At 34.3% G+C, this 19903-nt stretch carries 21 protein-coding genes; 7 read left to right on the top strand and 14 right to left on the bottom strand.

Annotation, left to right across the window (positions count from 1 at the left end; genetic code table 11):
• Positions 1–1311: an amidohydrolase family protein gene (locus ACFQ1Q_RS12535; RefSeq protein WP_386132050.1), complete on the top strand. Its 1311-nt coding sequence runs from the start codon at positions 1–3 to the stop codon at positions 1309–1311.
• Positions 1312–1387: 76 nt separating this feature from the next.
• Here ACFQ1Q_RS12535 and ACFQ1Q_RS12530 read toward each other — a convergent pair whose 3' ends face one another.
• Positions 1388–2182 carry a DUF6503 family protein gene (locus tag ACFQ1Q_RS12530; RefSeq protein WP_386132045.1) on the bottom strand — a complete coding sequence of 265 codons (795 nt, stop codon included), beginning with the start codon at positions 2180–2182 and terminating at the stop codon, positions 1388–1390.
• A 78-nt stretch (positions 2183–2260) separates the two neighbouring features.
• Here ACFQ1Q_RS12530 and ACFQ1Q_RS12525 point away from each other — a divergent pair, with 78 nt between their 5' ends.
• The 4 genes from ACFQ1Q_RS12525 (at position 2261) to ACFQ1Q_RS12510 (ending at position 5960) form a co-directional block, all read left to right on the top strand.
• Complete coding sequence (locus ACFQ1Q_RS12525; RefSeq protein ID WP_386132042.1) at positions 2261–3058, top strand: TrmH family RNA methyltransferase; 798 nt, start codon at positions 2261–2263, stop codon at positions 3056–3058.
• A gap of 82 nt (positions 3059–3140) precedes the next feature.
• Positions 3141–4376, top strand: coding sequence for a M48 family metallopeptidase (locus ACFQ1Q_RS12520; RefSeq protein WP_386132040.1), 1236 nt, complete (start codon positions 3141–3143; stop codon positions 4374–4376).
• A 1-nt stretch (position 4377) separates the two neighbouring features.
• A complete protein-coding gene (locus ACFQ1Q_RS12515; RefSeq protein WP_386132038.1) occupies positions 4378–5169 on the top strand; it encodes a M15 family metallopeptidase in 792 nt (263 codons plus the stop codon).
• Positions 5170–5228: 59 nt separating this feature from the next.
• Complete coding sequence (locus ACFQ1Q_RS12510) at positions 5229–5960, top strand: hypothetical protein (protein ID WP_386132035.1); 732 nt, start codon at positions 5229–5231, stop codon at positions 5958–5960.
• Here the strand turns inward: ACFQ1Q_RS12510 and rimO are convergent.
• Positions 5911–7212 (bottom strand): 30S ribosomal protein S12 methylthiotransferase RimO, encoded by a 1302-nt coding sequence (gene rimO / locus ACFQ1Q_RS12505; protein WP_386132032.1) that lies wholly within the window; start codon positions 7210–7212, stop codon positions 5911–5913. The two genes, ACFQ1Q_RS12510 and rimO, sit on opposite strands and share 50 nt — an antisense overlap.
• Positions 7213–7338: 126 nt before the next feature.
• Between rimO and ACFQ1Q_RS12500 the strand changes: the two genes are divergently transcribed.
• Positions 7339–8418 (top strand): serine hydrolase domain-containing protein, encoded by a 1080-nt coding sequence (locus ACFQ1Q_RS12500; RefSeq protein ID WP_386132030.1) that lies wholly within the window; start codon positions 7339–7341, stop codon positions 8416–8418.
• Here ACFQ1Q_RS12500 and ACFQ1Q_RS12495 read toward each other — a convergent pair.
• The 9 genes from ACFQ1Q_RS12495 to ACFQ1Q_RS12455 form a co-directional block, all read right to left on the bottom strand.
• The gene (locus tag ACFQ1Q_RS12495; RefSeq protein ID WP_386132028.1) at positions 8415–10085 is read right to left on the bottom strand and encodes an amidase family protein; all 1671 of its coding nucleotides are present in this window, start codon (positions 10083–10085) and stop codon (positions 8415–8417) included. The two genes, ACFQ1Q_RS12500 and ACFQ1Q_RS12495, sit on opposite strands and share 4 nt — an antisense overlap.
• Before the next feature lie 454 nt (positions 10086–10539).
• Positions 10540–11514, bottom strand: coding sequence for a signal recognition particle-docking protein FtsY (ftsY, locus tag ACFQ1Q_RS12490; RefSeq protein ID WP_386132026.1), 975 nt, complete (start codon positions 11512–11514; stop codon positions 10540–10542).
• 336 nt (positions 11515–11850) lie between these two features.
• Positions 11851–12003 carry a DUF4295 domain-containing protein gene (locus ACFQ1Q_RS12485; protein WP_132702761.1) on the bottom strand — a complete coding sequence of 51 codons (153 nt, stop codon included), beginning with the start codon at positions 12001–12003 and terminating at the stop codon, positions 11851–11853.
• A gap of 49 nt (positions 12004–12052) precedes the next feature.
• Positions 12053–12235 carry a 50S ribosomal protein L33 gene (gene rpmG / locus ACFQ1Q_RS12480; protein WP_008271040.1) on the bottom strand — a complete coding sequence of 61 codons (183 nt, stop codon included), beginning with the start codon at positions 12233–12235 and terminating at the stop codon, positions 12053–12055.
• Positions 12236–12262: 27 nt separating this feature from the next.
• Positions 12263–12499 (bottom strand): 50S ribosomal protein L28, encoded by a 237-nt coding sequence (gene rpmB / locus ACFQ1Q_RS12475; protein WP_073085658.1) that lies wholly within the window; start codon positions 12497–12499, stop codon positions 12263–12265.
• Positions 12500–12580: 81 nt separating this feature from the next.
• The gene (locus ACFQ1Q_RS12470; RefSeq protein ID WP_386132022.1) at positions 12581–13828 is read right to left on the bottom strand and encodes a competence/damage-inducible protein A; all 1248 of its coding nucleotides are present in this window, start codon (positions 13826–13828) and stop codon (positions 12581–12583) included.
• Positions 13829–13831: 3 nt separating this feature from the next.
• A complete protein-coding gene (locus tag ACFQ1Q_RS12465) occupies positions 13832–14173 on the bottom strand; it encodes an Hpt domain-containing protein (protein ID WP_386132021.1) in 342 nt (113 codons plus the stop codon).
• Between the two features lie 86 nt (positions 14174–14259).
• Entirely contained in the window at positions 14260–14871 is a 612-nt protein-coding gene (locus ACFQ1Q_RS12460) for a fumarylacetoacetate hydrolase family protein (protein WP_386132018.1), read from the bottom strand.
• A 2-nt stretch (positions 14872–14873) separates the two neighbouring features.
• Positions 14874–15650, bottom strand: coding sequence for an exonuclease domain-containing protein (locus ACFQ1Q_RS12455; RefSeq protein WP_386132016.1), 777 nt, complete (start codon positions 15648–15650; stop codon positions 14874–14876).
• A gap of 366 nt (positions 15651–16016) precedes the next feature.
• Here ACFQ1Q_RS12455 and ACFQ1Q_RS12450 point away from each other — a divergent pair, with 366 nt between their 5' ends.
• Positions 16017–16520 (top strand): hypothetical protein, encoded by a 504-nt coding sequence (locus ACFQ1Q_RS12450; RefSeq protein ID WP_386132014.1) that lies wholly within the window; start codon positions 16017–16019, stop codon positions 16518–16520.
• A gap of 199 nt (positions 16521–16719) precedes the next feature.
• Here the strand turns inward: ACFQ1Q_RS12450 and ACFQ1Q_RS12445 are convergent, their stop codons facing one another.
• From ACFQ1Q_RS12445 to ACFQ1Q_RS12435, 3 genes are all read right to left on the bottom strand, one after another.
• Positions 16720–17226: a peroxiredoxin-like family protein gene (locus ACFQ1Q_RS12445; protein ID WP_386132011.1), complete on the bottom strand. Its 507-nt coding sequence runs from the start codon at positions 17224–17226 to the stop codon at positions 16720–16722.
• Between the two features lie 172 nt (positions 17227–17398).
• Entirely contained in the window at positions 17399–18718 is a 1320-nt protein-coding gene (locus ACFQ1Q_RS12440; RefSeq protein WP_386132009.1) for a dihydrolipoamide acetyltransferase family protein, read from the bottom strand.
• Between the two features lie 87 nt (positions 18719–18805).
• Positions 18806–19900 (bottom strand): glycosyltransferase family 2 protein, encoded by a 1095-nt coding sequence (locus ACFQ1Q_RS12435; protein ID WP_386132006.1) that lies wholly within the window; start codon positions 19898–19900, stop codon positions 18806–18808.
• Between the last annotated feature and the right edge of the window lie 3 nt (positions 19901–19903).

The following is a 19903-nucleotide window of genomic DNA, read 5'->3' as shown; positions in this document are numbered from 1 at the left end:
ATGAAAAATATAAAATATATCGCAATTCTCTTACTTTCGATAAGTATTGGTTTTGCTCAACAAACACCAGCACCAAAGCAATCAAAAGATATTGCAATTATGGGTGCTACAGCACACATTGGCAATGGAACTGTTATCGAAAATAGTTTAATTACTTTTTCTGACGGAAAAATAACCAATATCGGTGATGCTAGAACAATGAAAATTAGCACTTCTAATATGGATGTTATAGATGCTTCCGGTAAACATGTTTATCCGGGATTTATCGTCGCTAATGGTACACTTGGTTTGGTTGAAGTTGATGCGGTAAAGGCTTCAAACGATTTATCAGAATTAGGAACTTTTAATCCGCATATTAGAAGTATTATCGCTTATAATGCCGAGTCTAAAATTGTGGAGTCTATGCGACCAAATGGTGTACTCCTTGGACAAGTTGTACCGCGCGGAGGACGCATTACCGGTACATCTTCTATAGTACAATACGATGCTTGGAATTGGGAAGATGCAGCTATTAAAACAGACGATGGTATTCATATGAATTGGCCTTCAAGTTTTTCTCGTGGGCGCTGGTGGCTAGGCGAAGACCCAGCTTTAAAACCAAACAAGAATTATAAAAAACAAGTAAACGAACTTAAGCAATATGTAATTGAAGCCAAAACTCATAACATAAGTTCTAAAAATCCTCGCCATTTACCTTTTGAAGCTATGAAAGGTTTATTTGATGGTTCAAAACGTTTATACATTAATGTTAACGACCAGAAGAGTATTACTGATGCTGTAAATTTTGCTAAAGAAAATGGTATAAATAATATTACAATAGTCGGCGCATACGAAGCAGAAAAAGTTGCCAACTTTCTAAAGCAAAATAACGTTTCAGTATTTTTACAGCGTGTACACTCTAGACCAAATAACAACGATGATGACTATGATTTGCCATATAAGTTGGCAAAGAATTTGGTAGATGCAGGTGTTTTAGTAGCATTAGAACCAAGCGGACAAATGGAACGCATGAACTCTCGTAACCTACCATTTTATGCAGGAACAACAGTTGCTCACGGTTTAACGAAGGAGCAAGCTTTACAATTGATTACTCAAAACCCTGCAAAAATTCTTGGGATTGATAATATGTATGGTACACTTGAAACTGGAAAAAGCGCAACACTTTTTATAAGCGAAGGTGATGCTTTAGATATGAGAACCAATTTAGTTTCCGAAGCGTTTATTGATGGACGAAATGTGAGTCTTGAAACGCACCAAACCGAGTTATGGAAACGCTATTCTAAAAAATTAGAAGAAGAACAAAAGGATTAATAAAAAAAAGGGAACCAATTTGGTTCCCTTTTTTTATAAAATGATATGCTAAATCGTCTTTTGTAATTCAAAAAAATTACTCCACAATTTTAGCACCTTCTGGCATACCGAATATAGCGTCCTTTGGCTTTTCTTCAGAAAGTTTAACATCTGCAAATTCAACAGAGTTTCTTAATTCTATTGGTTGATTATCTTCAACTTTATACCAAGAAATACTTTTTGGTAATACCAAACCATTTATTGTTTGCCAATTATCATATCGGATATAACTAAACTTATCACTTTTTCCGTCTTTTCCAAAAGTAACAGTGTAAGCCAACCATTGCATTTGTCCGGTTTCTTCATTGTAATAAATAATATACTCATCATTAGGAGAAACACCTACACCAGCTTCGTATGAAATTAAAATTCCAGGATAAGTTTTACCTTCAAAAGTAAGCGGCTCAGCATCTTCATAAACAATTCCATCATCGCCTACAATAAATGGCATCGCATAAAAATACATCATTAACCCTTTATAAAACTTTGGGTTTCCATTGTACTCATTTCCGTCTTTTTCATTTACCCAAAGCGTACGACCGTCATAACCCATTGTGTAAGTTGGTGTATCAATCAATTCGGCACGTGTTTTTAAGTTTGTCGTTGTTATTTCAGCACCATTTGGTTTATTCATGGTAAAAGCCAGAGTTTTCATTTTATTCCATTGGTCAATGCCACCGTGTGCATCAAATACTTTAGTAATTTTTTCTGGATAAATGCTTGTTGTAATATCATCCCTGGTTATTTCCTGTATTTCGGTAACTGTTTTTACTTCATTTTTGCAAGAAACAAAAAAGGTTGCGATTGCAAATGCGAATACTAATTTTTTCATTTTATTTATATTAATTGATTTTAGTAATATCATTCAGACGTAAATATTGCTAGAAAATTACACTACTTTTGTTAAGGTATGCATAAAATAATTTCGAGTCCACAAAATCCGTATGTTAAGCAACTGCTTCAGCTTAAAGAAAAGTCGCGCGAGCGTCGCAAATCTGGTTTATTTCTATTAGAAGGGAAACGCGAGCTTTCTCTTGCTATAAAAGGTGGTTACGCTATTGAAACGCTTTTATTTTTTCCAGATTTATTTTCTGAAAGCGAAGCTAAAGCTATGCAGCATTACAATGTACAGATTATTGAAATTTCGAAAGAAGTCTTTCAAAAATTGGCATATCGTGGTACTACTGAAGGTATTATTGCTGTTGGAAAGGCAAAAAGGCATACGCTTGAAGGTTTAAAATTAAAATCAAAAAACCCCTTAATTTTAGTAGCTGAAGCACCTGAAAAACCAGGAAATGTTGGAGCATTATTACGTACTGCTGATGCAGCAAATGTAGATGCTGTTATTATTGCCAACCCAAAATCTGATGTTTATAATCCAAACATCATTCGTTCTAGCGTAGGTTGTGTGTTTACGACTGAAATTGGCGTTGGATCAACTGAAGAGGTTATTGCCTTTTTACAAAAATATAGTTTTAATATTTATGCCGCGATTCTACAAGAATCACAGCCATATCACAAACAAGATTACACGTTACCAACGGCTATTGTTGTTGGCACAGAAGCTACAGGATTAACCCAAAAATGGCGAGACGCAGCGACTCAAAATATTAGTATTCCCATGCAAGGTGTTATCGATTCGATGAATGTTTCTGTCGCGGCAGGAATTCTTATTTTTGAAGCTAAACGGCAACGTGATTTTAAATAGTATTAAGTTCTGTCAGGTTGAGCGCAGTCGAAACCTAAGACTTTCCAACTGCGCTTAAGATGATATTTAAAAGATAAACTAAATGAATTCTGAAACCCTATTTTACATTATCATAGGCATTATCATCATTAATTTTTTAAAAGATAAAATTTTAGACGCTTTAAATGCCAAACATTTTAAAGATAAAGTACCAGACGAATTGTCTGATGTTTATGACGAATCTGAATATAAAAAATCACAAAATTATAAGATTGCAAACTATAGATTTGGCGTTTGGTCTTCATTATTCTCTTTTGTACTTACTTTGAGCTTTCTCTTACTCGATGGTTTTGAGTACGTCGATACTATTGCGAGAAGTTATTCTGAAAATCCAATTATTATTGCTTTATTTTTCTTTGGAATTATTATGCTAGCAAGCGATATTATCACAACACCATTTTCTTATTACAAAACCTTTGTTATTGAAGAAAAATTTGGGTTTAACAAAACCTCCAAAAAGCTTTTCTTTTTAGATAAAATAAAAGGTTTGCTCATGACTGCTATTATTGGTGGCGGATTATTAGCGCTAATTATTTGGTTTTACCAACTGACTCAAGATAATTTTTGGCTCTATGCCTGGGCATTAGTTACCGCATTTACAGTTTTTATGAATATGTTTTACGCAAAGCTCATCGTTCCACTTTTTAACAAACAAACACCTTTAGAAGATGGAGAATTGCGTAACAAAATTTCGGATTATGCCAATTCCGTGGGTTTTAATCTCGATAAGATTTTTGTTATCGATGGTTCTAAACGAAGCACAAAAGCTAACGCTTATTTTTCAGGATTTGGAAGCGAAAAAAGAGTGACACTTTACGATACGTTGATTAACGATTTAAGTGATGAAGAAATTGTTTCTGTATTAGCACATGAGGTTGGTCACTACAAACGTAAACATATCATTTTTAATTTATTAACTGCTATTTTACTAACAGGATTAACACTATATATTTTATCAATTTTCATTTCAAATCCATTACTATCTAATGCTATTGGTGTTGAAATTCCGAGTTTTCATGTTGGTTTGGTAGCTTTTGGGCTGCTTTATGCTCCAATTTCAGAACTTACAGGTTTATCAATGAACTACTTCTCTCGTAAATTTGAATATCAGGCAGACGATTACGCAAAAAACACCTATAAAGCAGAGCCATTAATTTCATCTTTGAAAAAATTATCAAAAAACAGTTTGAGTAATTTAACACCTCATCCTGCTTATGTGTTTGTGCATTATTCGCATCCGACGTTACTACAGCGCATTAAAAAAATGAAAGCTAAATAGTATGAAAAACCTATTGTTTTTTTTCATCTTTATAATTCTTTTCAACTGTAATAAAAACATTGAAGCTAAAAATACAGTCAAAGCTGAACTTGAACATGAAGTCGAAGATAAAGTTGAAGATAAGGTTGATGCAAAGGATGAAATAAAGATTGACAAAGATTTCCTTCTGGGAAAATTCGATTATAAAACACATTTAGATTTTATAAAAGTAGATTCAAAATTAAGCTCAAAAGTCCTTTTTCTTCAAAAAGAAACTTACGTTGCTTTCTTAAAAATGCATACTGTTGCAAAAGCAGAAGAGATTAATCTCATTATCATTTCAGGCACACGCAATTTTGAAGAACAAAAACGCATCTGGAACAGAAAATGGGAGAAATATAAAAACTTATCGCCTGTTGAACGTGCTGAAAAAATTATGGAATATAGTTCTATGCCAGCAACATCTCGTCATCATTGGGGCACAGATTTAGATTTAAATAATCTCAACAATTCTTATTTTGATTCTGGTGAAGGTGAAAAAATCTATGATTGGCTTGTGAAAAACGCCAATGATTATGGGTTTTACCAAGTGTATAACGATAAAATTTCTGGTAGAACAGGTTACAATTTAGAACGCTGGCATTGGTCTTATTTGCCTTTAGCCTCAAAATATTTAAAATCCTATAATTCTCAAATTTCTTACGATGATATTTCGGGCTTTGATGGTGCTGAATATGCAGATAACTTAAAATCGATACAAGATTATGTCAACGGAATTTCAGAAAATGCTAAAAAATTTGAAATTAAAAAATAGACTTCTTTTTTTATCAAATAATTAAGCCAAAAAAGACTTTCTGTTAATACCTTTACAATATGTCTCAGACCACAGTCATCTCATTTTTTAAGTATAAAGGTTTTAAAAACAAATGGCAAGCGCTAGGTCGCATGGGAAGACCGCCACTTTTAAACCAAAACATCACTGGCTTGACCTTTTGGAAAGCTTTGGGTGCAGGTAGCGGAAACGGATTTTCTGTCTGGCCAGATTGGTCTACTTTCGGATTGCTTACCGTTTTTAATTCTGAAGAAGAAGCAAATAATTTTTTAGATTCAGATATTATTAAAGAGTATCAATCCTCTTCAGAAAAGATTAGTCATGTTTTGATGCATTCTATTAAAGCACACGGAAAATGGAGCAAACAAGAGCCTTTTAATGCTGAAGTAAAGTATGACGAATCTCGACCGATTGCAGTCATTACACGAGCCACTATAAAACCAAAATTAGCTTATAAATTCTGGTGCTACGTACCTTCAGTTTCTAAATCTATGGATGGACATGATGGTTTAATTTTTTCTAAAGGTATTGGCGAATGGCCAATATTTATGCAAGCTACATTTTCGTTTTGGAAAAAAGGCGAACACATGATGGCCTACGCTTATAGCAATAAAAAACATTCGGATATGGTTAAAAAAACCAGAGAACTTGGATGGTATTCTGAAGAGTTATTCTCTCGTTTTCATCCTTTTGAAGTTAGAGGGAATTTAATTGATTTCAAGCTTAAACCACCTCGCCATACAAATCAAAATCCTCTGCTTCAATCACTTTGATGGTAGCAAACTCTCCTGTTTTAAGATATGTTTTTGAAGCATCGATTAAAACTTCGTTATCCACATCTGGTGAATCATACTCGGTTCGACCAACAAAATAATTACCTTCTTTACGGTCGATGACAACTTTAAATTCTTGGCCTATTTTCTGCTGATTTAACTCCCATGAAATTTGAGATTGAATTTCCATAATCTCATTTGCTCGCTGAATTTTCACGTCTTCTGGTACATCGTCTTCAAGGTTATAAGCATGCGTATTTTCCTCGTGAGAATAGGTAAAACAACCTAAACGCTCAAAACGCATGTCTTTTACCCAATCGCGTAGCGTTTCAAAATCTTCTTGAGTTTCGCCAGGATAACCAACAATCAACGTAGTTCTAATGGTCATCTCAGGAACTTTTGCTCTAAATTCTTTGAGTAATTTTGTTGTTTTTTCTTTAGTAGTACCACGTCGCATACTTTTCAAAATTGAATCCGAAATATGTTGTAGCGGAATATCTAGATAATTGCAAATTTTCGGTTCACGATTCATAATTTCTAAAACATCCATCGGAAAACCTGTTGGGAATGCGTAGTGCAATCGAATCCACTCAATACCTTCAACTTTTACTAAATTTTCTAGTAATTCGGCTAAGTTTCGCTTTTTATATAAATCTAATCCGTAATATGTTAAATCTTGAGCGATAAGTATTAATTCCTTAACGCCATTTGCTGCTAATTTTTCAGCTTCAGTAAATAAATCTTCAATTGGTGTACTCTTATGTTTACCTCGCATTAACGGAATAGCACAAAAGCTACAGGGTCTATCACAACCTTCAGCAATTTTTAAATATGCGTAGTTTTTTGGTGTTGTGGTTAAACGTTCTCCAATCAGTTCGTGCTTATAATCTGCACCCAAAGCTTTTAATAATCCTGGTAATTCCGTCGTACCAAAATATTGGTCAACATTAGGTATCTCTTTTTCTAAATCTGGTTTATAACGCTCACTTAAACAACCTGTTACAAAAACCTTATCAACTTCACCATCTTCCTTTTTCTGCATATAATGCAGAATAGTATTAACACTTTCTTCCTTGGCATTATTAATAAAACCACAAGTATTAATCACAACCACATTACCTTCTTGCTCATGAACCACATCTTTTCCGCTAGCTTTTAATTGCCCCATTAACACCTCGCTGTCGTAAACATTTTTACTACAACCGAGTGTTACCACATTGATTCTATTCTTCTTAAGAGTTTTTGTACGCATAGTTTTTTAAATCAGCACGCAAAGATACACAATGATTTAGGATATACGATTTTCGAAATCAGAATTGTAATTTTTAAACTATTTTTAATTTAAAGTGTCAAAAGAGAAACCCAAACCGAAATTTGCATGAAACTTTTTAAATTTTTTATCATCTCATTATTATTATTTACTTGCAGTTCTGCGGAAAGTATTCAGCAAGATGAACAAAACGAGGAAAATTCAGAATTATACTTTCCACCATTAAATTCAGACGAATGGGGAACAATCTCAACATCTCAATTAGGATGGAATGAAAATGCAAAACAAGAACTTTTGAATTATCTCGAGAATAGCGATACTGAAGGGTTTATTATTCTTCATGAAGGCAAAATTGCAATTGAATCCTATTTTAATGGCGCTAATCAGTTTACAAATAATCCGTGGTTTTCGGCTGGAAAAACACTTACTGCATTTACATTAAGTATCGCGGAACAGGAAGGTTTTTTAGATATTGAAAACTCATCCAATCTTTATCTAGGTGAAGGTTGGAGTAGTTTAAGTAACCAACAAGAGAATGCTATAAAAGTTAAAAATCACGTAACAATGACAACTGGTCTAGATTACACCGCAGATTTATATTGCACAGACTCTGACTGCATGACATTCTTAGACAATCCAGATAGCTTTTGGTATTACCATAACGCACCATACACTTTAACGCAGTCTATTATTTCTGGTGCGGTCGATGGTAATTTTGACAGCTACTTTAACTCTAAATTAAAAACCATTATTGGTATGCAAGGTACTTGGGTACCATTAGGTTATAACCGTTTTTATGCAAGTACAGCTCGAAGCATGGCAAGATTTGGTTTATTATGTTACAACAAAGGAGTTTGGGATAATACAGAGATTTTAAACGAAAGTTACTTTAACGAAATGACTAACACTTCGCAAACCTTAAACCCTGCTTATGGCTATTTGTGGTGGCTAAATGGGAAATCATCTTTCATTTTACCGAGTTCTGCAACATCATTTAACGGAAAACTTATACCTAATGCTCCAGATGATTTAATAGCAGGTTTAGGTGCTAACGACCAAAAACTTTATATAGTTCCTAGCAAAAAACTAGTGATTATACGTATGGGCGGCAATGGTGGCGAAGGTCAATTAGGACCATCTGGTTATGACAATGCGCTATGGGAAAAAATTTCTGCTATGATAAATTAATTATAATCTTTAGGTGCAATTCTTTCTTTCGAAGCCTGCTCATAAACATAAGCCCATTCTAACAAGAATTTTTCTTGTAAACGCCCTGAGATAAAAGTTAATCCCATTGGTCTTCCATTGTCTTGGTAGCCCATCGGGACTGTTAATGCTGGATATTCTGCTACAGCTGCAAAACCTGCATGGTAATTATTAATGGATAGAAAAGCATCTAATTTTTGACTTCGCATTGGCTTATCAAAAAATTGCTGACCGTTTAGTTTCAAAGTATCTTGAATGCGTTCTAAAAATTGCGCATCGCCTTTATCATCTGAAATACCTTTGAATAAATTTTGTCCATAAGGCATTGAAGTCAAAGAATCTTTTAGGTTGTAAGCCATAAAATCTTCAATCGTTCGCATTGGGATGTCTTTATTGGCATAACTTTCCATATAAGATGGTAAGTCTTTTTTCATATCAAGATTGAGCAATCTTAAAAAGTTTGGTAAGCCTAATTCTTCTTCTTCAATTTCTACAATGATTGCACCTTGCTTTTTTAAGACGTCAAGCGCTTCAACAAATAAGGTGTCTTGCAATAAACGTTTTGGCGCACCGAAACGTTTGCCTTTCAGAGATGCGTTTTTTAATTTTTCATAATAAAAACCGTTATCTAAACGTGCATCAATAGTTTTAGAATCTGAAGTGTCTGGCCCAAAAATAGCATCCAATAAAATAGCATTATCCATCACAGTTTTGGTCATTGGTCCGGCAGTATCTAAAGTTGAAGAAATTGGCACAACACCACTTCTACTGACCAAACCAATCGTTGGTTTTAAACCAACAACCGAGTTACTACTTGCTGGAGACAAGATTGAACCCGACGTTTCGCTACCAATCGCAGCCGCAGCAAAATTTGCCGAAACCGAAACTCCAGAACCAGAACTCGAGCCGCCAGTGTCTATAATTCTACGTCCATAAGGATTCAACGTTTGACCGCCGATGGCAGAATAACCGCTCGGGCAATCTCCACAGAAAAAGTATGCCCATTCACTTAAATTTGCTTTTCCGAGAATTAAAGCGCCTTTAGATTTTAGTTGTTTGGTTAAAAAGGCATCGTCAGTTTTGTTATCTTTTAAAGCTGCCGCACCAGCTGTTGTGACCATGTTTGCGGCATTGATATTATCTTTTAGAAGAATTGGCATTCCGTAAATGGGATGTCCTAAATTATTAGCATTATCATCTTTTTCCTTTGCCTCGTTAATCACATTAGGATTAATTGAGATTACTGAATTTAATGACAAGTCATTTTCTCTATCGAATTTTCTAATACGGTATAAATAGAACTTTGTCAGTTGCTCATAGTTAAATTTCCCATCAGCAATATGCTTTTGAAGCGTCATCATATCACTTTCTAAAACCATTGGTTTTAATCGGTTGTAATCTGCTTCTTTAAAATCTTCCATCAGCGGATTGATGGTCTGCCAGATTTCTGCCTTTGTGATTAATTTAGAATCTAAAACTTTAAATTCTCTAAAGTCTTTAGTAGAAATTGCACTTAAATCATCATCGGTTTTTGTGTTGTCAATTACGGTTTCAGATTCGCTTATTGGAGTACGCGCTTCGTCTGAATTAACATTGCTTTTACAAGAAAAAATAAATAGAACAACTAAAATTGGAAGGTATCTGGTCATGGGTTGTATTTTTTATAAAAATACTAAAACACATGAACATTGATTAATTAGCATAAGGATTAAAACTCATTATAAATTGATAAATCCGCCATTCGAAGAGAAAGAATAAAAATACTATTATGAAAAGGCTTAGTATAAATCTTAAATTGGGTGTTCTTTGTCTCAAAAATTTTAAGCAAAGTAAAATAATTACTAAAAATATTGGCAGAATAAAATAAGAAGAAAATGCAACATAGAACTTCAAATAATTTGGAAATAAAGGGTTTTCAGGTGCCCGAAATAATCCTAAAAAATCAAGGAAATATTTTATAAATACGAACGTTGAATAAGCTAACGTAACAAACAAAATGACTTTTTGAACTTTTTTATTCATTTTAAAAAAATTCGTTCATAATCAATTAAAACTAAAAATGAGATGCTGAAACGAGTTCAGCATGACAAAACGTTGTTTTATCTATTTAAAAAACGAATCCACAAATTCATATTTATTAAAGACTTGCAAGTCTTCAATACCTTCACCAACACCGATATATTTTACTGGAATTTGAAATTGGTCACTAATACCAATAACAACACCACCTTTTGCAGTACCATCTAATTTGGTAACTGCGAGTGATGTGACTTCAGTTGCAGCAGTAAATTGTTTAGCTTGTTCAAAGGCATTTTGACCTGTTGAGCCATCTAAAACTAAAAGCACATCGTGAGGTGCATCGCCAACAACTTTTTGCATGACGCGTTTTACTTTGGTCAACTCATTCATTAAGTTGATTTTATTGTGCAAACGTCCTGCAGTATCAATAATAATAACATCTGCATCTTGGTTAACTCCAGATTGCAACGCATCAAATGCTACAGATGCTGGGTCACTTCCCATTTCTTGACGAATCATTGGTACATCTACTCTATCTGCCCAAACTTGTAATTGGTCTATCGCTGCAGCTCTAAAGGTGTCTGCTGCACCAAGAACGACTTTTAAGCCTTTCTTTTTGAACTGATATGCCAATTTACCTATGGTAGTTGTTTTACCAACACCATTAACACCAACAACCATTAATACGTAAGGCGTTTTTGTGCCATCTGCTTGTGGTGGAAATGTTGGTACAACATAGTCCGTGTCTTCGCCAGAATTGGTTTCTGACAATAAACCCGCGATTTCGTCGCGTAAAATTTGATTTAATTCTGAAGTTCCTAAATATTTGTCTTTGGCAACACGCGCTTCGATACGCTCAATAATCTTCAATGTTGTATTTACACCAACATCGCTGGTTACAAGAATCTCTTCAAGATTATCTAAAACGTCATCATCGACCTTAGATTTACCTGCAACGGCTTTATTCAGCTTATTAAAGAATGATGATTTAGATTTTTCTAGACCTCTATCTAAGGTTTCTTTCTTTTCTGAAGAAAATATTTTTTTAAAAAAACTCATTTTTGATGTGGAGTTGTTTGTTATTTAGTTGATTGTTCTACTGCGTTAGGGATTACTCATCCATTTTTATTTTTCTTGTACGAAATCGTGAATACTTCGTATTTGACGCGGCATCCTTTTTTGCTATTAAAAGCAAAAAAGATACAGCGGAAAGCCCGACCCGTTTCCTGCAAGGTTTTTTTAACCTTGTAGGTATTAAGGGCAACGCCCAAAACAATAATCAACAACCTTGCCTTTGCGTTTGCGCTGCTAAGTTGTCATATTTCAGTCAAATATAGACATAAAAAAACTGCTTTCAAACGAAAGCAGTTTTACAAAACCGTTATTAAATAACGTTTATTTTTTTGCTAAAAAGTCATTGACAAATTCTGGTGCCATTACTGACTCCACAAATGTGTAAGCACCAGTTTTAGGTGACTTTACCATTTTTATAGCTTTTGTCAAACGCTTGCTTCCTGTCTGTAACGACGCTACTGATTTCTTTGCCATACCTCTTCGAGTTATTTGACATTTTCGCTGTCGCGAAAATCTCTAATTATTATTTAATTTCTTTATGAACTGTCATACGCTTAAGTATTGGATTAAATTTTTTAATCTCCATACGGTCTGGCGTATTCTTTTTGTTTTTTGTTGTAATATATCTTGAAGTTCCTGGTTGACCAGAAGCTTTGTGCTCTGTGCACTCTAAGATAACCTGTATTCTATTTCCTTTTTTTGCCATTGTAAATTGACTTTAGCAGAACTGCTATTATTTGTAAAATCCTTTTGCTCTTGCTTCTTTTAACGCAGCAGTAATACCAATTTTATTGATAGTTTTTAATGCTGATGTAGAAACTTTTAATGTTACCCACTTATCTTCCTCAGGAATATAAAAACGCTTTTTTACTAAGTTTGCATCAAACTTGCGTTTTGTTTTATTCATGGCGTGAGATACGTTGTTCCCAACCATCGCTTTTTTTCCAGTAAGTTCACAAACTCTTGACATTGTATTCTTCTTTAAGGTATTCGTGTTTTTTAAACAGGGTGCAAATTTAATTAAAAATTACGTTTCAGCAAATATAAAATTCTAATTTTTTAATATTTCTTTTTGCAGCATCTCAAAAGCTTTGTTTTTAGCTTTTGCTATGGTCTTTTCGCGCTGATTACTAAAGTTAAAAACCTCAGCAAAAACGCTGTCTTTGGTGGCAATACCAATCCAAACTGTACCAACATCTGCATCGGCATCTCCTTTTGATGGTCCAGCATTTCCTGTTGTGCTTATTGCATAATCTGTATCATAAAGCTTTAAAACACCTTTGGCCATGGACTTTGCGACTTCTTCACTTACAACAGAATGTGTTTTTATATCTTCTTTGGATACTCCAAGAATTTTAATCTTAGATTCCGAAGCGTAACTCACCACACTACCTTTAAAGTATTTTGATGCACCTGCATTTGCAGTAATGGCTTGTGAAATACTGCCGCCTGTGCAACTTTCGGCAATAGAAAGTGTTTTGCCCATTTCTGTTAGCTGTTTACCTATTAAAGCTTCTAGTGACAAATCTTCTTCAAAACCTACGAAGATATCAGAGACCAAAGGTTTTAAAGCCTGCACTTGTTTTTCAATTTCAGCTTCTAGTTTTGCTTTATCATTTAATTTTCCTGACAAACGTAATCGTACACGACCGAGACTTGGCAAATAGGCCAATTTTATGAAATCTGGAAGTGTATCTTCAAAACTTTCAATACGCTCTGCTATGACGCTTTCGCCTAAACCATAAGTTAATAAGGTTTTATGCTGAATAAATGGAAAATTAAATTGTTTTTGTAAGTATGGAAGAACTTCATTTTTAATTAATGATTTCATCTCGTAAGGTACACCTGGAAGCGAAACGAATATTTTTCCATTTTTGTTAAATAACATTCCTGGCGCAGTTCCGTATTCATTTTTAAGAACTGTACATTGAGATGGCACCAAAGCCTGAGTTCTATTACTTTCTAAAATAGGTCGTTTTATGTATTTCTTAAAAATATTTTCGACATGAGCTAAAACCTCTTCATTCTCGATTAAAGTGTCGTTAAAATATTCGCAAAGTGTGTGCTTAGTAATATCGTCCTTAGTTGGCCCTAAACCACCTGTAATAATAATGATATCTGCATTTTCTTCGGCTTCTTTTAAAGCTTTTAATATATGTGATTTTTCATCTTGAATGGACGTAATCTGATATACCGAAACTCCAATTTTATTAAGTTCTTTGCCTAAAAAAGCAGAATTGGTATCTACGATTTGCCCAATGAGAATTTCATCGCCAATGGTTATAATTTCTGCATTCATAAATTACAATCCGAAATCTTTTTTCATCTCCTCAACTGTATTGTCGATGGCAGTTAATAAAACTTCCAACTGTGCAGAAACATCTTTATCAGTTTGCTCAAACTTTCCAAAATCCTGAATTTCAATCAGCTGATCATAAACACCCAACTCAAATAAATCTATAGTTGGTTTCATTTTATGTGCTGCTTGGTAGGTTTCTTTATAGTCTTTCGCGGGTACAGAAACACGCAAGCGTTCTGCATCTTCGGGAACTTCTTCTAAAAATGCACCTACTAAAGCAACAACAAAATCTTCGTCATTGTCTGCTAATTCTCTTACGCGGTCTAATTTATAGTGTTGTGCCATTCTTGATAATTCAGGTTGATGATTTGGGATTTACCTCAAAATCAATAGTTAGTATTTTTCTCGTCTTTAAGTCGAAACAAAAGGATTTACTTTACTCGTATTGAAAAAATTTCTTCGTCTTCAATAAAACCTTGCAGCTGATCGTTCGCAAAAACTTTACCAACTCCTGCTGGTGTTCCCGTAAAGATAATGTCTCCTATCTTTAAAGTGAAATATTTTGAAACATATTCGATGATTTCATCAACCTTCCAGAGCATCAATCTAGTATTTCCATCTTGGACGACTTCTCCGTTTTTTATTAATTTGAAGTTGATATCATTGATATTCTTAAAGTTAGTCTTTGGCAACCACTTACCAACAACAGCTGCACCATCAAAAGCTTTTGCTTTTTCCCAAGGTAAGCCTTTTGCTTTTAAATTGGCTTGAAGGTCTCTCGCTGTAAAATCGATACCCAAACCAATTTCGTCGTAATATTTATGGGCGAATTTTTTATCAATGTACTTCCCTACTTTATTAATCTTCACCAAAAGTTCAACCTCATGATGTACATCGTCCGAAAATTCTGGAATAAAAAATGGCTGTTTTTTCAACAGAATTGACGTGTCAGGTTTTAAAAACACAACTGGGTCTGTTGGTTTTTCGTTTTCTAATTCTTCGATATGTGCCGTGTAATTTCGGCCAATGCAAATGAGTTTCATGTTTAGCTTAATTTGTTATTAAACTGACTCAACTTTATCGCCGTAAGAACTTTCTTTGTATAAAGCGGAAAATCAGCATTTAAAATCCAACCAAAATAACCTGGTTCTTGCTCTAATACGTCCAATACTTTTTTGCCTTTATGCTTCCCAAAAGAAAAACATTCTTCGCCTTCTTTATTGTAAACTAAAAAACCCGCGAAATCAGCAAACTTTTTACGTGAACTAAATTCTGCTAAAAAGTTAGCATCATTTTCTAAGTCTTCGTAACGGTCTAATTGTGCTTTTAAAACTTCGTAAGTGGCTTTAGTATCTGCTTCAGCAGTGTGCGCATCTTCTAAATTTTTATCGCAATAAAATTTGTAAGCCGCGGATAATGTGCGTTGCTCCATTTTATGAAATATGGTTTGCACGTCAATAGATTGTCGATTTTTCATATCGAAATCAATTTCGGCACGTAACATCTCTTCAGCTAAAAGCGGAATATCGAAACGGTTAGAATTAAATCCACCTAAATCCGAATCTTTAATGATAGTATGAATCTCCTTCGCCAGTTCTTTAAACGTTGGTGCATCCTTTACATCTTCATCCGAAATACCATGAACAGCAGTCGTTTCTGGCGGAATAGGAATTGTTGGATTTACCTTTTTTGTATACGTTTCTTCTTTTCCATTTGGATGAACTTTAAGTATGGAAATTTCAACAATTCGGTCTTTAGAGATATTTACTCCAGTTGTTTCCAAATCGAAAAAACAAATTGGCTTTTTAAAATTGAGTTGCATAATGTTTATTTATAACACAAAGATAAACAGTTTGATTGTTTTGCACTTGCCAATGTAATAATTAAAAACAATAGAACTGAGAAACTTTTATATTCGTTTTTAAACAAAAAATATAATGGTAATTTGGTACCGAATTTGTCTGCTCTAAATGGGGCATTTACAGAAGCTTACTCAACGACCAAGATTTGCGAGGTGAAGAAGTACGGTTTGCGGGTTTTGGTGTTAGAGAGTTTTAGGTTAGAATTGTATTGCAAACCGACGTTTGACTTTTCATTTTCAAAACACTAACTTCGTTTAACGTTTGATAAAAAATATTGATACGATTTTTTATCAACGGAATATTGTGAGCAATTAAAATGAACATTTGTGAGAAACATTTTCAACCTGATTTTATTAATATTTTTCTTAGCTTCTTGTGGACAGAAAGAAAATGAATCGAACGATAATAAACGTGAAAATTCTGCTCTAACGAATCAAACTGATTTATTTGAATTTAAGATACCTGACACCATTTCTCTTGGAAAGCATATTGGAAGAATAACAAAATATAAGCGGAATAAAAAGCCGAATTACGACTATTTACTATCGGTAATTGTGAGTAATCAATATGAAGATTCAAAAGTCAAAACAGACACTTTTAGCAACGGAACTTTGAATCCGTTTTTTGGAATTAATGGGTTTAAAACTGGAACTCAAGAAATTGAATTAATAATTGAAGAACAAATTCTTGAAACGTCCGAAAAAGACAAAGATTCTCTTTTAGGAATAACGAAATTATATCACCAATATGACGCTCGAATTACAGTCGTCGATGGAGATTTTATATCTGAAACTGAAAAAGAACTATTAGCTAAATTAAAAAATGAGTGAAATAACTGCTCACAACAATGGCTATAATTCATTGCGGTTGAATTCCTTATCGGAATTCACCGCAATTTTGCTATCTTTCTACCACGGCGGAAAGAATCCTACGGATTTTTCCGCAACGAAATCATATCCGAGAACGTTAAGCGAAACACAAAAAGCACAATCCAAAGATTGTGCTTTTTTATTATATATGTCTCAATTCCTATGCCTCGCCACGTGCAGGATAATCTTCTTTTAAAATATATTTTATACCGTCTATTACAGCATCAAATTCTGGTCTGGCAAAAGGCATGGTTTGTACAGAGGACCAATATAACTTTTGGTCTTTGTCAATTAAAAATAAACCTGGCTCAACAAAATGTTTTGGTTCGTTTTTAATACCTTCAGAAATAAATAATCCCCATTTTCGAGCGTCTTCAATAGGAAACTCAAATCCGATAGGAATATTTGGCACATCCCATTTGTCGTAAGCTTCTTTAGCTTTTTCTTCGGTATCACTACTAATTGCAATGACATTAACGCCTAAATCTTCAAACTTATCTAATTTTCCTTGCAACTCTTCTAAATACGTTTTACAAACTGGGCAATGCAACCCTCTATAAACTACAATCATTGTAAAGTTTTCTGGACTTTGCTTGGACAGACTCCAATGCGTGTCGTTAACTAAATCGATATCTAAATTTGGTGTTATTTCTCTTGGCTTTATCATAATTTTTCAATTTTTGTTTTAATAAAATTACATTGAAAGACTAACACAAATTGGTTCAAATCATATTATAACTGACTTGATAAAAAAAGCACAACTTTGTGGGTTGTGCTTTACTGTAATGATGAGATGCTGAATCAAGTTCAGCATGACAAATATTGTTACTCGGATTATATTAGATTTCTCTATCCATATCCCAAGCTTCAAGATAATCTTTTACGGCTTTGACAAATTGTCCGCCAAGTGCGCCATTGACTACACGATGGTCGTAAGAGTGCGATAAGAACATGCGGTAACGGATGCCAATAAAATCGCCTTCCGGAGTTTCAATAACCGCAGGAACTTTTCTAATAGCACCGAGCGCTAAAATTCCTACTTGTGGCTGATTGATAATTGGTGTTCCCATAATGCTACCAAAAGTACCAACATTAGTTACGGTATACGTTCCGCCTTGAATATCGTCTGGGTTTAATTTTCCAACTCTTGCGCGGTTTGCTAAATCATTAACCTTTTTAGCCATACCCAAAAGATTTAATTGGTCAGCGTCTTTAATGACAGGCACAATTAAATTTCCGTCTGGTAACGCTGCAGCCATACCGAGATTGATATGTTTCTTTTTAATGATGCTATCGCCTTGTACAGAGATATTCATCATTGGGAAATCACGCAAGGCTTTCGCCACAGCTTCCATAAATATTGGTGTAAAGGTTAGGTTTTCGCCTTCACGATTTTTAAAGCTATTTTTATGCTTGTTTCTCCAGTTCCAAATATTTGTCACATCAGCTTCAATGAACGATTGCACGTGAGCAGATGTTTGTACAGAATCAACCATATGCTTTGCCACCAATTTGCCCATACGGCTCATTTCCATGATTTCATCATCACCTGAAGCCACAACTGGTGCTGCTTCTTTTGTTGGTTTTTGAACGTGAGTATTTTGCGCTGGTGCTGCTGGTGCAACAGATTCTGCTTTAGGCGCCGAACCACGATTTTCTAAATAGGTCTTAATATCATTTTTAGTGACACGACCATCTTTTCCTGTTCCTGGAACAGAATCTAGTTCCGATTGAGAAATGCCTTCCTCTTTTGCTATATTTTTTACCAATGGCGAATAAAAACGCTCGCCTGTCGATTCAATTGACGTTACCGTTTCTTTAGCTGCAGTTACCGTTTTTGCAACCTCAGCAACTTCTTTTACTGGCTCTTCTGTTGTAGTTTCAGTAGCGGTTGCTTTTACCTCAACTGTATCGCCACCTTCAGTTTCAATAATAGCTATAGTTTGTCCAACTTGAACGACATCATCAACATCAAAAAGTTTTTCGACCAAAACACCATCCACTTCACTTGGCACTTCACTATCTACCTTATCTGTTGCAATTTCTAAAACCGCTTCATCGGCTTCAATAGTTTCTCCAACATCTTTAAGCCATGAGGTTATTGTTGCTTCTGCAACACTTTCTCCCATCTTAGGTAATTTAAGTTCAAACTTTGCCATATCTATAATTTGGTGGTCGTTATTTTATAATTGCGTGCAAAATTAATAAAAAAATGGATTGTTTACTGACAATAGCGTAATATTTAGCTAAAATTTAATAACCTCGCCACGAGCATTTGCACTGTCACTTCCGAGTATAAAATTACGACCTTCTGGCCATATTCTAAATATACTATTGGAGATATTTTTCTGCTTTTGCATCAAATTAATTATTTTTTGAAAGGACAAAAACCTTGCGTCTAATACAATTGTGCTTTGATGTTGAATTGTCTCAGTCGTTTCGACATAAAAAATAGGTTGTTGAAGTTGCTTTTCTAAATTGTTATTTTTAGCATTTGAAACTATAACAGTTTGCGTCGTTTCAATTTCTGAAGCCGAGTTGTTTTGCGGTGCAAATGAAGCCATTTTAATTCCAACGTTTACCAATGCATTCATAATTACATTCGACTTGAAATGTTTTTTATAAAACAAACGCATTGCACCATAAAAACGTTTGGCATATACTTTATCTTTCAGCGTGCTTTCACCTTTAAAGTGAATTACTGACAGATTTCCATAATAATAATTTTGATACCCTTTTTTTAGAATTTTATATGACAAATCGATGTCTTCGCCATACATAAAATAGTCTTCATCAAAACCGCCGACTTCATTATACACTTCAGTTTTTAGAAGCATGAAAGCACCAACAAGAATATCGACATTGCCAATTTCATTAGGATTTAAGCTGCTATAATAGGCATTACCATTGCCAAAAATCTTTTTTAACGCGACGTTTGGCGTTGGAATGTTACGTTTACTTTCGGGTAAAAAAGCACCTGTACCATCTATTAATTGGCAACCAACCATTCCGAGATTAGTCTGGTTATCTGCAAATTTTAGAAGTTCTGTAAAAGCATTTTCAGGAACGACCGTATCTGGGTTAAGAATGCAGACAAAGTCACCTTTTGCTATGGCAACACCACTATTATTTCCTTTTGAAAATCCACTATTATCTTTATTTTCAATGAGAATGACTTTAGGGAAATTCGCTTTTACCATATCACAACTATCGTCAGTAGAATTGTTATCTACTACAATAATTTCGGCATCTAAATTGGATATACTTTTTTGAACACTCAACAAACAAAGCTCTAAAAAATAGCGCACATTATAGTTGAGAATTACGACAGAAAGTTTCAAAAC

This window comes from Winogradskyella litorisediminis (assembly GCF_042675765.1).
Taxonomy (GTDB): domain Bacteria; phylum Bacteroidota; class Bacteroidia; order Flavobacteriales; family Flavobacteriaceae; genus Winogradskyella; species Winogradskyella litorisediminis.
The sequence above is the reverse complement of the archived record's forward strand: the minus strand, read 5'-3'. Positions and strand labels throughout refer to the sequence as shown.